The sequence below is a fragment of the Desulfovibrio sp. X2 genome (genome assembly GCF_000422205.1).
Classification (GTDB): Bacteria; Desulfobacterota; Desulfovibrionia; order Desulfovibrionales; family Desulfovibrionaceae; genus Alkalidesulfovibrio.
In genome coordinates this window covers 268,329-282,214 of record NZ_ATHV01000065.1, presented here as the reverse complement: position 1 = coordinate 282,214, position 13,886 = coordinate 268,329, and the positions used below count along the sequence as shown (strand labels likewise).

General features: G+C 68.3%; 10 protein-coding genes. 4 read left to right on the top strand and 6 right to left on the bottom strand.

Features of this window, described 5'->3' with window-relative positions:
• Position 1 precedes the first annotated feature (1 nt).
• Positions 2–1,813, top strand: coding sequence for a carboxypeptidase regulatory-like domain-containing protein (locus DSX2_RS16840; protein WP_020882205.1), 1,812 nt, complete (start codon positions 2–4; stop codon positions 1,811–1,813).
• Positions 1,814–1,836: 23 nt separating this feature from the next.
• On the opposite strand, the gene DSX2_RS16835 is transcribed toward DSX2_RS16840, so the two are convergent.
• The 6 genes from DSX2_RS16835 to DSX2_RS16810 form a co-directional block, all read right to left on the bottom strand.
• A complete protein-coding gene (locus tag DSX2_RS16835; protein WP_020882204.1) occupies positions 1,837–3,138 on the bottom strand; it encodes a hypothetical protein in 1,302 nt (433 codons plus the stop codon).
• Complete coding sequence (gene wecB, locus DSX2_RS16830; protein WP_020882203.1) at positions 3,135–4,271, bottom strand: non-hydrolyzing UDP-N-acetylglucosamine 2-epimerase; 1,137 nt, start codon at positions 4,269–4,271, stop codon at positions 3,135–3,137. Before wecB (DSX2_RS16830) ends, DSX2_RS16835 begins: the two co-directional genes overlap by 4 nt.
• 34 nt (positions 4,272–4,305) lie before the next feature.
• On the bottom strand, positions 4,306–5,448 hold the full coding sequence (wecB, locus tag DSX2_RS16825; RefSeq protein ID WP_020882202.1) for a non-hydrolyzing UDP-N-acetylglucosamine 2-epimerase: 1,143 nt from the start codon (positions 5,446–5,448) through the stop codon (positions 4,306–4,308).
• A 71-nt stretch (positions 5,449–5,519) separates the two neighbouring features.
• Positions 5,520–6,575, bottom strand: coding sequence for an acyltransferase family protein (locus DSX2_RS17855; RefSeq protein ID WP_020882201.1), 1,056 nt, complete (start codon positions 6,573–6,575; stop codon positions 5,520–5,522).
• A 16-nt stretch (positions 6,576–6,591) separates the two neighbouring features.
• Complete coding sequence (locus tag DSX2_RS16815) at positions 6,592–7,686, bottom strand: NAD(P)-dependent oxidoreductase (RefSeq protein ID WP_020882200.1); 1,095 nt, start codon at positions 7,684–7,686, stop codon at positions 6,592–6,594.
• Positions 7,683–9,287: an oligosaccharide flippase family protein gene (locus DSX2_RS16810; RefSeq protein WP_020882199.1), complete on the bottom strand. Its 1,605-nt coding sequence runs from the start codon at positions 9,285–9,287 to the stop codon at positions 7,683–7,685. Before DSX2_RS16810 ends, DSX2_RS16815 begins: the two co-directional genes overlap by 4 nt.
• Before the next feature lie 755 nt (positions 9,288–10,042).
• Between DSX2_RS16810 and DSX2_RS16805 the strand changes: the two genes are divergently transcribed.
• From DSX2_RS16805 to DSX2_RS16795, 3 genes are read left to right on the top strand one after another with little or no spacing between them, the layout of a single operon-like run.
• Positions 10,043–11,260, top strand: a complete 1,218-nt coding sequence (locus DSX2_RS16805; protein ID WP_020882198.1) for a Glu/Leu/Phe/Val dehydrogenase dimerization domain-containing protein — start codon at positions 10,043–10,045, stop codon at positions 11,258–11,260.
• Positions 11,235–12,740, top strand: coding sequence for an O-antigen ligase (locus DSX2_RS16800; protein ID WP_020882197.1), 1,506 nt, complete (start codon positions 11,235–11,237; stop codon positions 12,738–12,740). The genes DSX2_RS16805 and DSX2_RS16800 overlap by 26 nt, the downstream gene beginning before the upstream one ends.
• Positions 12,727–13,872 (top strand): glycosyltransferase family 4 protein, encoded by a 1,146-nt coding sequence (locus DSX2_RS16795; RefSeq protein ID WP_152513001.1) that lies wholly within the window; start codon positions 12,727–12,729, stop codon positions 13,870–13,872. The genes DSX2_RS16800 and DSX2_RS16795 overlap by 14 nt, the downstream gene beginning before the upstream one ends.
• Positions 13,873–13,886: the final 14 nt, after the last annotated feature.

Below are 13,886 nucleotides of genomic sequence, written 5' to 3'. Positions count from 1 at the left end.
CATGAACCGGGTGATGCAGAGGATATTTCGGAACAAGCCGGCCCTTGCGCTGTGGCTGTGCGCCGCGGCGTTCCTCCTGATGCTCGTCCCCTGGTCCGGAGGGGAGCGGGGGGCGGCCCAGGCCGCCTCGCCGACCCTGGACGAGATCCTGGCCATGACTCCCGCTGGCTGTCCGGATCCCATGCTGCGGCGCGACACGCCCATGGACGTGGGCCAGAAGATGGTCGAGCCGCGCAAGCGCTCGCACCGCGTGGTGGTCACCGCGCCGGGCGTGCTGGACAAAGACGACACGGAATATGTGCTCGAGAGCGACATCCACGCCCCGGGCACGGGCTTTTCAATCAAAGGGCGGCGCATCACTTTGAACTTGAATGGCCATACCGTCTTCTACAATGAGAAGGAGGACGGCTACGGCGTCGCCCTGGATACCTGGTGGCAGAACGACGTCGAGGTCATCAACGGGACCATTGAGCAGGGCGCGGCCAACGGCCACGGGAACCAGAACGGCATCGGCTGCAACCCCGTCCATACGCTCTCCGGCAAAGGCAATAGGCTGGCCGGCCTGCACATCGTCTGGTCCGGCGACGACATAGACGGGATGTACATCCAGTACCACGACGGCCTGGAGGTCGTGTACAACACGCTCACGGATAAGGGCTCCGGGCTGACCAACCGCCACCAGGGGCTGGACGCCCTGCGCGTCAACGGCGGCACGAAGGTGGTCGTGCGTCACAATCTGATCGAGCGCGCCAGGCACCACGGCATCGCCATCGCGACCACGGATCCGGTGGTCGAGGGCAACGAGGTCCACGTGGACAGCGTGGGCACCAACTCCATCGGCGTGTACGCCGGCTCGGGCGTCATCCGGGGGAACAAGATCTTCGGCAAGGGCACGCACCCCATCGGCATCTGGCCCGGGCGCGGGGTCAAGGTCGTGGGCAACTACGTGGAGGTCCAGAACACCACGCAGAGCCCGGAATACAAGGATCCCGGCTCGGCCGGGCTGCGTATGACCTGGGGCACGAACGAGGACGTGGAGGCCTGGGCCAACATCTTCTACGTTCGCGGCAAGCGCGACGGTGTGTCCCCCGGCGAGAACAGCTGGGGCAGAAGCCTGTTCGTCGGCCTGACCAAGCCCGGACAGAAGGCTCTGTTCCACCACAACATCATCGTCGCGGCCAGCCCGGGCGACGGCTCCAAGGCCGCGGCAGTGGCCATGGTCTGCAACAACAACACCTCGGGCTTCGTGTTCGAGAACAACATCATCGCCAGCGACTGGGGCCCCATCCTGCTCGCCGACTCCTACGGCTTCAGCGACGGTTTCCCGGTCTTCCGGCACAACAGGATCATCAAGATCGACGACGGCAGCCCGTCGTTCTTCACCATCCGCACGGAGGACGGCTCCATCCCCTCCACGGCCACGCTCATCTCCAACACCTTCGAGGGCGGCGCGCGGCCGGACGACATCGACTTCCGCCTGCCCGCCACGGCACTCAAGGAGCTGCGCTTCGGCTGGACCGTGACCCTCACCGTGCGCGACGCCTCGGGGGCGCCCGTGCCTGGAGCCAGAATCACAGCCACCAACTCCGCGATGGACGCACCGGTGGAGGGAACGACAGACGCCAAGGGCACGGCCAGCCTCGATCTGGTGGTCAGGCGGCTGACCAACGAGAAAAACGGCTCGTTCTGGACCGGACGAGACCTGAAGGACATTCCCCTGACGCCGTACAGCGTGCGCGTGGAGGCGGGCGGCAAGACGAAGACGCTCACGCTCTCACCCACGCAGGACGAGAGCGTGGACGTCAGGCTCTAGGTGCGGGGCACGGGGACGGCTTTTCAGCGCGCGCTCTTCGCCGTCTTGCCGAGCGGCCTGCCCCGGGCCACGGCCCGTTCGACGAAGCCGAGGAATGTCCGTCCCACGCTGCCGACCTCGAAATCGGCGGAGACGTCGGGACGGTCAGGTATCCAGCCGTCCGCGATGCGGGCAAATATTTCCACCAGTCCTGCGTGGTCAAAAAGGTCGCGCACCGGGTGCCCGGCCTCGGCCAGGACGCGGGCGCTGGTGCCGGGGATCGGGGTCACGCCCAGGATGGGCTTATCGCTGCCGAAATAGTCGATGAGCTTCGAGGGCAGGAAGACGCTCGGACCGTCCGGCGAGGGTGCGTCCACGAGCAGCAGCCAGTCGGCCCGGCTCTGCAGGGCCAGGGAATCGAGGTAGGGCACCGTGGGGTGGAACTCGATGAGATGGCCCACGCCCTGCTCGCGCGCGTACGTGCGGTCCGCGTCCCGCATTCCCCCGACCATGCGCAGCCTGAACCGTCCGGAAATCCCCTTCTTCCTCTCAAGTTCCGAGAGGGCGTCGATGACGGGCCTGGGCGAGCGCGGACCGTAGAAGTTGCCCGCGTGCAGCATGGTCAGCGGCCCCTCTCCCTTCGCCCCTTCCTTCGCCTCATTTAGCGCCCCACTTTGCCTGCGATACCACCCGGGGACGTAGCAGTGCGGCAGGACGCCGGATTTCTCGCGCGGGATTTCGGGATACTTGCCCATGACCAGGGTCCGGGTCTCCTCGGAGGTGAAGAGCACCAAGTCCGAGGCCGCCACGACCTTGGCCTCCATGCGTGCCTGATGGGCCCGCAGGAAGGCGTCGTTCCGCAGATGGGAGTAAGGGTTGTCCACCCATGGATCGCTGAAGTAGCTGATCCAGGGGATGGAGTAGTTCTCCTTGAGCCACAAGCCCAGGAGGTGGTTGCAGTTGGGCTGTGAGCAGGTGACCACTGCGTCGTAGCGCCTCGGGTTGCGCCGAGCGAGCAGGGCCTTGGCCGCCCCGATCCACTCCCGCTTGGTGGGTTGGGTCAGGAAGTAGAAGAGCCGGGAGATCTTCGGATTGGCGTTGATCTTGCGGTAGAAGAGGCCCGTCTCCGGCGAGGAGACGGGCAGGTAGATAACGTTTTGCGGCAGCTTCGAGGCCAGGGCCAGATCCAGGGCGGGCGACCCGAAATGGCGGTAGGAGGCCGGGTCCACGTGGCAGACCTCGATCTCGGCGTCCTGCATGGCGAGGCCGAGCAGCAGCTTGTGGTAGCACAGGGCCGCCGGATACTGCAGCGGCGGGAGCACGTAGGGGACGAAGAGGACCCTCATTTGCCTGCTCCGAAGAAATGGTTCGTCAGTATGCGACGAATGCGCTCGGCGGCCCGTCCGTCGCCGTATGGGTTCCTGTCGAAGGACTGTCTGACGGTCTCCGCGGCCTTGCCGAGAAAGCCGTTGACGGTGCTCACTATCCTGCTCCTGTCCGTGCCGGTCATGAAGGTCACCCCCGCCTCCACGCCCTCGGGCCGTTCCGTCTCCTCCCGCATCAGGACCACCGGCTTGCCGAAGGTCGGCGCCTCCTCCTGGACGCCTCCGGAGTCCGTGAGGATGACGTGGCAGGCTTGCAGCAGCTTGATGAACTGAAAGTAGGAGAGCGGGGCGCAGAGATGGATGTTGGGAACGCCGTGAAGCTTCTCCATGACCACCGTCTTGACGTTGGGATTCTGGTGGACCGGATAAATGAACCCGCTCTCCGGATGCTGTTCGGCCAGCTCGCGCACGGATTCACAGATGGAAAGCAGGGGTGCGCCGAAGTTTTCCCTTCTGTGCGCGGTGATGAGCACGAACTTGGGATGCTCGTCCACGAACGCCTGCAGGCCTGGCTCGAGTGCCGTGTCCCGGGCCCTGTCCTTGATCTGGAGCATGGCGTCCACCACGGTGTTCCCGGTGACGTGGATGGACCAGTCCGGAACGTTCTCACGCCGCAGGTTCTCGGCGGCGAGGGAGGTGGGGCAGAAGTGGAAATCCGTGACCACCGACACCAAGTGGCGGTTCATCTCTTCCGGAAAGGGCAGATACTTCTTGTTGGTGCGCAGGCCTGCCTCGACGTGTCCCAGGGATATCCGGTTGAAGGCGCAGGCCAGGCCGACGCCGAGGACCGTGGAGGTGTCGCCCTGCACCAGGACGAGGTCCGGCTTGAGGGACTCGAGCAGGGAACAGGCGCTGGACATGCAGCGGGAGAGGAAATCCGTGATCCCCTGGTTATGGACCATGAGGTCCAGGTCATGGTCCGGCGTGATCGCGAAGTCCTGCGCGATCTGGCGGAGCATGTCGCGATGCTGGGACGTGAACAGGACATGGGTGGAAAATCTCGGCTCGCGTCCGAGTTCCTTGATGACCGGGGCGAGCTTGATGATCTCCGGCCGGGTGCCGACCGCCACGACGATTGTCCGCGTTTGGTTCATGTTTCCAACTCCATGTGTTTTCGCAGGTCTCCGGCTAGGCCGTCCGTTTGCTTCGCGGCGTCCCGGCCGCGGCCTGCTCGGCCGGAAAGAGGAATCGCTTGAGAGAGGCGACCGCGCGGGGGGCCGCGCAGCCGTCCCACAGAGGGGGAGGACTCGAGCGGGGCATGCCGCGCTGGAGCACGTCGCGCACGGCCGCGGCGACCTGCGCCGAGTCGATGAGCCGGTTCGCGCCCCGGAGCGCGGCGGCGGACTGCTCGATGCGCGGACGCACGGTGAGGCAGGGGATGCCGAGATAGGTGGACTCCCCCTGCACCCCGCCGGAATCCGTGAGCACCAGCTTGGCCCCGAAGACCAGGTTCATGAACGAGGTGTAGCCGAGCGGCTCCATGAGCCGCACGCCGCAGTCCGCCAGCGTCCCGCGCAGGCCCGCGGCGTCCAGGCGCGCGGCCGTGCGCGGGTGGACCGGGAAGCAGACAGGCGTGTCGTGGGCTATGGCGCAGAGCCCGCCGCAGATGCGCGCCAGCACGGCCGGGTCGTCCACGTTGGCCGGGCGGTGCAGGGTCGTGAGGACGTAGCCGCGCTCGTCGAGGCCCAGGCGCTCGCGCGAGCCGTCGGCTTCGATGACCTCGCGCAGCATCTCCAGGGAGTCGATCATGATGTTGCCGATGCGCTCGATCCTCTCCGGGGGCACGCCCTCGCGCGCCAGGTTCTCGTCCGCGTCCGGGGACGGGGTCCACAGGAGGTCGGCCACGGCGTCCGTGACCACGCGGTTGATCTCCTCGGGCATGGTGCGGTCGAAGGAGCGCAGCCCGGCCTCCAGGTGGGCCACCTTCACGCCCATCTTCACGGCCGCCAGGGTGCAGCCCAGGGTCGAGTTCACGTCGCCGGGCACCACCACCACGTCGGGCCGCTCCTCCATGAGCAGACGCTCGTAGCGGGCCATGACTTGGCCGGTCTGCTCGCCGTGCGGGCCGCTGCCCACCTCCAGGTTGTGGTCCGGGGCCGAGAGCCCGAGGTCGCGGAAGAAGACGTCGGACATGTTCAGGTCGTAGTGCTGCCCGGTGTGCACCAGCACCGCCCTGGCCCAGGGCTCGCGCCGCAGGGCGTGGCTGAGCGGCGCGATCTTCATGAAGTTGGGGCGGACCGCTGTGATGAGGTGGACGAGCTTTTCGGGCATGTCTTCTCCTCGGCCGGGCGAGGATGGCCGCCTATCGTCGATTCTCTGCATGCGCGTCATGATGGCGCCCTTCATTGGGCCGTCGCCTGTGCCGCGCGCCTTCCCGGCGTCCTGTCGCCCAGCAGCAGGCCGCCCAGGAGCGGCGCGAAGCGGCACAGGAGGCGGACGCAGACGAGCGAGGCGGCGATGCCGCAGGCCATGTTCAGGATCCAGATCGCCAGGTCCGAGCCCACGACCCCGCGCAGCAGGGAGTCGGCGAGCAGGACGAAGGGCTTGTGCAGCAGGTAGATGCCGAAGGACGGCCCTGACAGCGCCAGGAGGCCGGAGAGCAGCGCGCCGGGCACGGCCGCCCCCGCGAGCGAGGTCAGCGTCCCGGCGAAGGCGAAGGCCATCAGGCTGCCCGCGAGGCCGTTCAGGTAGAAGCCCGCGAGCGGCGCGAACCTGTTCTGGGCGATGACGTAGTAGGCGTTGTGGTCCAGGACGCGGGCCAGCAGCCAGAGGCAGAGCGCCGCCAGGAGGACGCGTGGGCCGCGCAGGGAGCCGAGCAGCGGCAGCGCGCCGCCCGACTGCCCCTGTTCCGCATGGCGCACGAGCGCGCCCAGGCAGAAGAAGGGCAGGCAGTATGCGGCCGTGTCCAGGCGCAGCACGGAGAGCGCCGGGAAGGACGGCAGGGCGGCGAGGGCCAGGGCGGGGGCGAAGGATGCGGCCAGCGCGGCGTCAGGACGTTTCACGAGGCGCGCGAGCGCGTGGTGCAGCACGAAGACGCAGAACAGGCAGGGCAGGAACCACAGGGGCGAGTCGAAGGGGAGCGTGCCGTTGGCGCCGCCCGTGGCGATGCCCAGGGCCAGTTCCCGCAGGTCCGCCGCGGAGGCGGCAAGCCCGTTGCCGAAGGCCAGGAAGGTCAGCAGGCAGGCCGTGAGATAGGGCACGAGCAGGGTCTTCGCCTTGGCGCGCACGAGCCCGCCGAGCCCGGTGCGCTTGGCGAGGAAGCCGCTGACCAGGAAGAACAGGGGCATGTGGAAGGAGTAGATGGCCTTTTCCAGCGGCCAGGGGCCGCGGGCGTGGCCCGCGACCACGAGCAGGATGCCGATGCCCCGGGCGCAGTCTATGGCGGTGTCGCGCTGCACGGCTCCCCCCGGCCTCCTAATACCCCGCGTCCAGGTCCACGAGTCCGGCAAGCTCCCGGCCCGCGGCGAAGGCGGCGATGTTCCCGGCGACCAGGGCGGCGAGCCCGGCGCGCGATTCCTCGGTGGCGTAGGCCGAGTGGTGCGTGACCAGGACCTTTTGCCGCACGTCCCTGTCCAGGCGCACGGCAGAGGCCTCGGCGTCCAGCGCGGCGAAGGCGAGCCGCCTCTCGCGCAGGGCCTGGGACAGGGCCCGTTGGTCCACGGTCTCGACCCGGCCCACGTTGACGTAGCAGGCGCCGGGCGAAAGCCGCGCGAAGAGCTCGCGGCCGACCGCGCCGCGCGTGGCCGCGGTCAGCGGCAGGCAGTCCGCGACCAGGCCGCACCCTGCGGCCGACTCGCCCGACCGCTCCCAGGGCACGGTATGCGAAAAGCCTTCGACCGGGCGGCCGCTGCTGTTCACGCCCAGCACCGTAAGACCAGCGCCCGCGGCGAGCTTTGCCAGCTGCGAGCCGATGTGGCCGGTGCCGAGCACCAGGAGCTTCTCGCCGCGCAGGCTCCTGCCCCAGAGCACGGCATCGGCCTCGGGCCGCGCGAAGTGCTCGAGGTAGCGCTTGCTGAAAAGATAGAGGAGGCCCATGGCGAACTCGGCCACGGCCTCGCTGTAGGCCCCCTTGGAGCAGGTCACGCGCAGCTTCCTCGCGCGCAGCAGGTCCAGGGGCAGATGGTCCACGCCGGTCTTGACCACGTGTATCCAGGAGAGGCGCGGCAGGCCTTCGAGCAGGGCCGCGATCCCGTCCTGCACGCCCCAGTCCACCACGAGGCCCGTGGCCTCCTCCACCGGGCCCTGGTCGAAGGCGGGCGTCGGCTGTCCGTCCGCCCGTCCCGCCCGCCCGAACAGGGCGTGCAGCCGGGCGCGGAGGGTGGGAGGGCTCTTCGGCCGCCCGGCGGCGGCCATGGCCGCCTCGGGCAGGACGCGCACCGCGGCCTCGGGCGGCAGGGCACCGAGCTCTCCGGCAAAGGCGCGCGCGACCTTGGGCGTGACCGCGACCACGGTCCGCGCGGCCGGAACCCCGCCTGCTCCTTCGCGCCCGCGAACGGGCTGCCCCGTCATCGCTCGTTCCTCTCCCTGCCCGACGCCGTGTCGGGCCGTGTTTCCGGACCCATCCCCGACCCGACTCCCGGCATGGACGGCGAGGGCCTGTGCAGTCGACTGGCGATGCCGTCGGCCAGGATCGTGCGTTCTCCCGGCGTGAGGGCGGTGAACAGGGCCATGCCCAGGTAGAGCGCGACCGCGGCCGTGGCTCCGGCCAGGAACAGCGGATAGCGGCCCTGTTCGAGGAAGGGCCGCATCCCGGCCAGGCAGAGGGCGAAGGCCGCCGCGGGGAGGAGGAGCCGCAGGTGGCACTGGCGGAAGAAGGAGATCATGTTCACGCCCATGCGCCGGTTGATGTGCACGGCGAGCAGGCTCTGCTGCAGCGTGGTCATGGAGAGCATGGCCAGGGGCGGGCCGGCGATGCCGAGGGAGGGCAGGAGGATCACGCTGAGGGCCAGGGCGCAGGCGATGGTCGCGGTAGTCAGCCTGGAATAGAAGGACACGTCGCCGCAGCCGATGACCATGCGCTCGGCGATGGGCTGCATGCCGCTCACGGTGGCCTCCGCGGCCAGCAGGAGCAGGGCCACGCGGCTCTTCTCCGCGTATTCCGGGTTGATCCACAGGCCCACGAAATCCGGCCCGAGCAGGAAGAGGCAGACGTACATGGGCCCGGAGAGGATGAGGATGTAGCGCGAATAGCGGTAGTAGAGGCCGCGCACCACTTCCGGCTGCCCCCGGGCTCCAAGTTCGCTGAAGACGGGCAGGAACGAGGCCGTGGCCGACCACAGGATCTGGTTGGCGTAGCCCACGAGCCCGGTGGCCACGCTGTAGTATGCGTTCCAGACCGTGGACAGGAAGTAGGAGATGAGCACCGGGGTGCTGATGATGTTGATCCGGCTGATGGTGGTCACGGTGAAGAGCTTGCCGCCGAAGCGGATGATGGATTTGAAGGCCGCCCGAGAGACATAGCGCATGGAGAAACGGAGCTTCGCGAATCCCTTGCGGCAGATCCAGTAGAGGGTCAGGCAGTTCATGAGGTCCAGGCCGACCTTGATGGCGGCCAGCCCGGCGATGCCGTAGCCGGCGGACAGGACCATGATGGTCAGCCCCAGGCGCAGAAGCCCGCTTATGATGTCGAAGAAGCACTTGTAGTGGTACTGGTGCAGCCCGAGGCCGATGCCGGTCAGCCCCTGGCCGACGAAGACGAAGAACATGTCCACGGCGATGATGCGCAGGAGCGGGCCGGAGACGTCGAGAATCTCCCTGCTCTGCACGAAGCGAGGCAGCAGCAGGGGCATGGCGAACCAGCAGAACAGCGCCACGGCCACGCCCAGGAAGCCCAGGAAGAGCATGCCGCACGAGGCGACGGCGTTCAGCCCCTCGTCGTCCTCGCGGCCGCGGTATTCGGCCACGAGCTTGATGGTGGCCTGCTGCACGCCGAGCTCGAGGAGCCCGGCGTAGCCCACGAGGGAGAAGATGAGCGCCCACAGGCCGTACTGGGCGTTGCCTATGCTCTTGATGATGACCGGGGTGATGACGAAGATCACCGCGAAGTTCACGAAGTAGCGCAGGAGGTTCCAGAACGAGTTCCTGCCGAGTATGGCGTGCACGGATTTCATGCCCTGTCCGGCTCCTGTCTGGGGGCGCCGGGCGAGCCGGAACCTCCGTGCGGCATGACGTGCGGCGTGATGCGCGACATGTTCCCCCGGCATGGCGGGCGGACGTGCCGCGCGGCGCCATGCGTGATTTCCTGTGGTGAGCGTTCCCCTGTTCCCCGTGCCCCGGCGGCTCGTGTCCGCCGGAGTGCAGGCGGCGGGTTCCCTGGCCGACGCGCGGCCGACCGAAGACCCCTCCTCCCTGCTTAGCGAATTGCATGCCAGCTATCCGGAGCCGGACATGCCTTGTGATTCCAGCCTGTTGACATCTTGCGGCAATGCGCGGCGGGGCTGTCGCGGACAAATGCGTCCGACTTTCTCGGACGGGTCCGGGAGAACCGTACCTCGAAACGGGGAAACGACCCCTCGCGAGCGCTCCGAAGACAGTGGAAGACGTGGTCGAAAGGACCTAATGAGCATTGCAATATGCCGTTTTCATTGGATATGAATCTATTCTCCGCGCGGCGCGTCCATCCTTGCATAAATCTTGAAGTACCCCCCTGCATCGACACCACCATCCCGTCCCCTCGACGCGCCGGGAGCCGGTAGCGGCAGGGGAGGACGGGCAACGGTGGGCAACCTTCCACGTGAGCCGGGGGGCGAACGCTGTTGAAGAACATCCTGCGGCACGCACGGGCGTGCGATCCAGCCACCATGTCCACCGCGACGTCCGCGTCGCCGCGGATTCCATCCCGGGGCAAGGCGCGCGGGGCGTTCGCATGAGCGCTGCCTGCGACGCCTTCGACCGCATCGCGGAGAACCTCGAGATCAGCCTGCGCATGAGCGACCAGGCGGACGCCGTGCTGGTCGTGGACAGCACGATCCACGGCACCAGCTCCGGCGGCGTGCGCATCACCGAGGACGTGAGCCGCGAGGAGGTCCACGCCCTGGCCCGCGAGATGACCCTCAAGTACTCCTTCTTCGGCCTGCGCCGCGGCGGGGCCAAGTGCGGCATCCGTCTGCCGGGTTCCGTGACGCCCGAGGAGAAGGCCGAGGCCCTGCGCGAGTTCGGCAGGCATCTCAGGCCCATCATCGCGCACGGCCTCTACTATCCGGGCATGGACATGAACTGCAGCTTCACGGACCTGCAGAACATCTACAAGGGAGCCGGATACACCATCGGCGACCACGCGGACTCCTCCTACTACACGGCCATGTCCGTGGCCCAGGTGCTGGAGGCGGTCCGCGCGCAGGTGGAGGACTCCTCCCCCCTGTCCCTGTCCATCGCGGGCTTCGGCCGCGTGGCCTGGCATCTCATCGACCGCCTGGACATGAGCCGCTACCGGCTGGTCGGCTTCTCCACGGCCACGGGCGCCTGCTACGACGAGTCGGGCTTCGATCCGGCCGAGGTCCTCGCGGCCTGCAGGGAGCACGGCGACGCCTTCGTCACGCGCCTGGGGCGCGGCCTCCTGGACGACAGGGACGGCCTCTACGCCTGTCCGGTGGACATCCTGCTGCCCGCGGCCCGCACCGACGCCATCCACTCCGGCAACGTGGGCTCGGTGGACGCGGGCTACATCGTGCCCATCGCCAACAAGCCTTACACGGACGAGGCCCTGCGCACGCTCGAGGAGAGCGGGGTGGCCTGCTTCCCCGGCTACGTCTGCAACGGCGGCGGCGTCTTCGCCTCGGGCCTGGCCGACGCGGGCGTGCCCGAGCAGGCCATCGAGGGGCTGTGCGCGGGCGGATACCGCGCCGTGGCGCGCGCCCTGTTCGCGAAATCCCTCGAAGGGCGGCTGAGCCTGCACGAGATCGCGCGTACCCTGGCGCACGACTCCTGCCTGCGGCTGCGGGCGGAGCAGCCGGGCAGGGGAGAGCGGCTGCTCAGGCGCCTGGGCCAGCGGTTCGGGCCGACCCGCGCCGTGCTGCGCAAGAAGCTTTTCGAAAACCTTGAGGAGCAGTTCACACGCCATGTCGAACGGATCCGGGCACTATAATCTGATGGCGGCGCCGGACGAGGCGTTCCAGGACACCGGCAGGACGTCCTTCCTCACGTTCCTGCTCGCGGGCTACCTCTTCCTGCTCATCTTCCGGCCGTACGAGTACTGGCCCGTCCTCGGCGAGCTGCACATAGAGCGCGTCTACATGCTCATGTTCATGGGCATCGCCTTCCTGAACAAGGAGAAGCGCTTCGTGCCGAGCCCGGTCAACGGCATGGTCGTCCTCTTCACCGGCGTGCTCCTGGTCTCGGGAGTGTTGGCCTACCGTTGGGATCCGGCCTGGCTGCTGTTCCAGGACTACCTGAAGTACGTCATCTTCTATTTCATGGTCATCCTCTCCGTGCGCGACGAGCGCGACCTGCGCAACCTGGTCGTGGCTTTCGCGGCCGTCATGGCTATCTATGTGGGCAAGTCCCTGTGGGAGTTCACCTTCCACGGCCGCTACGTCTGGCGCATGGGCATCGCGCGCCTGTGCGGCGTGGACAACACCTACGGCGATCCCAACTCGTTCGCCGCCACCATCTGCTATTCCCTGCCCCTGACCTGGGCCGCCATCCGCATGAAGCTGCCGCACAAGTGGCTGCGCCTGGGGCTGTGGGGCTACGAGGGCATGGCCATCGCGGCCATCATCCTCACCGGTTCGCGCAGTGGCATGATGACGGGGTTATTCTTCCTGGGGCTTGTCCTGCTGGGCAGCTCGCGCAAGATGGGCTCGGCCCTGTGCATCGGACTCGTGCTGCTCGTCTCGTGGAACTTCATGCCCGAGGACCTGCAGACGCGCTTCCTCTCGCTCTTCGAGGACGTGGGCCCGGCCAGCGCTGAGAACTCGGCCGCCGGCCGCCTCGAGGGCTTCCTGCACGGGGTCGAGGTCTTCACGCAGCACCCGCTCCTGGGCATCGGCCCCTCGAACTTTCCCTACAGCTGGCCCGGCGTGGTCGACGGCATGAACGCCCACAACCTCTACGGCCAGACCATGGGCGAACTCGGCCTTGCCGGGGTGGTGGCCTTCGGCTGCCTGCTCTGGCTGGTCTGGAGCGTGAGCCGCAGGATGACGGAGGGGCGCAAGACGCTCGCCCGGGAGTACGCCGAGGCGCACGCCCCCCCGGAGGAGGATTTCGGGAGCACGGAGGCGGCGGCCGCCGCCTCGGCGGGCGACGTCGATCCCCCGGCGGCGCACGCCGCCCATTCCTCCCCTGCCGGGGACGAGGCCGAGGACGAGGAGGACGGCGCTTCTCGCGAATGGCCCGCCGACTGGGCCACGGACCAGTCCCGCGAGGGCATCCTCAGGCGCATGGGCTTCCTGGCCCTGATCGGGCAGGCGGTCATGCAGACCATCGTGCTCATGCTCTTCAAGGGCTGGGGCGACCACAACCTCTACCGCTACAACTGGCTGTGGGTCGCCGCCCTGACCGTGCTCGCCTACGACTTCTACAAGCAGGAGCTGAGCGCCTATGAGGCCCACGATGCCGAAGAATAGGCGACTGCTGGTCGTGGCCCGCTGGCCGCTCGGCGGCATCCGGACGTACATGCGCTACGTCTACGGCCGCATGGACGGCGACTGGGAGATCACGATCCTCGCGGCGAGCACGCCCGAGGACGGCGCGCTCAAGGCGGACGCCGAGGCCCTGGGGCTTCGGCTCGTCCTCTCGCCGCCCTCGGTCAAGGGGCTCCTCTCCTGCCTCGTGCGCACCCTGGCCGGGCGGCGCTACGACCTGATCCAGAGCCAGGGCTTCATCTCGGCCGTCATCGCCTGCGCGGCCAACATCCCGTTCTCCAGGCCGCACGTGCTCACGGTGCACGGCATCCTGGAGGACCGCCTGCTGCAGGGCGTGAAGGGCAGGCTCAAGCGCCTGGCCACGAACCGCGCCATCCTCTCCGTGGACGCGGTCTACGCGGTCAGCCGCGACATCCTGGCCCATCTGCAGGAGCAGGTCCCGGGGCTCGCCGCCTCGCGGGTCCGGCAGGTGTCCATCCTGAACGGCATCGACCCCGCCATCTTTCTCGCGCCGGGCACCCCCGGCGCCTTCCGCGCGCGCCACGGGATTCCCGCGGACGTCTTCCTCTTCGGCTTCCTCGGCCGCTTCATGCCCCAGAAGGGGTTCGACAAGATCGTGGCGGCGCTCGCGAGGCTCGAGGAGGAGAGGCCCGCGGGGCCCGACTACCGCCTCGTGGCCGTGGGCTCCGGGGACTACAAGGATTTCTACGCCAGGATGGCGGCCGAGCGGGGCGTGGGCGGGCGCATCGTCTTCCTGCCGTTCCAGCGCGACGTGGCCGAGATCTACCGCGACCTGGACGCGGTGGTCATGCCCTCCAACTGGGAGGCCTGCCCGCTGCAGCCCATGGAGGCCCTGATCAGCGGCGTGCCGCTCGTGGCTTCGGACTGCATCGGCCTGCGCGAGGTGGTGCGCGACACGCCCGCCCTGGTGGTGCCGGGCGGCGAGCCCGAGGCCCTGACCCGGGCCATGGCCTCGCTTCTCTCCGGCGGCGCGCGCGAGCAGTTTCAGGCCTTCAGGCAGGAGGCGTCCAGGCGCTTCGACGCGGCCCGCACGGCGCAGCAGGTGGAGCGTCTCTTCGACGAGATGATACCGGCCGGTGAGAGCGCGGCGTGAGGATGCGGGGGAGC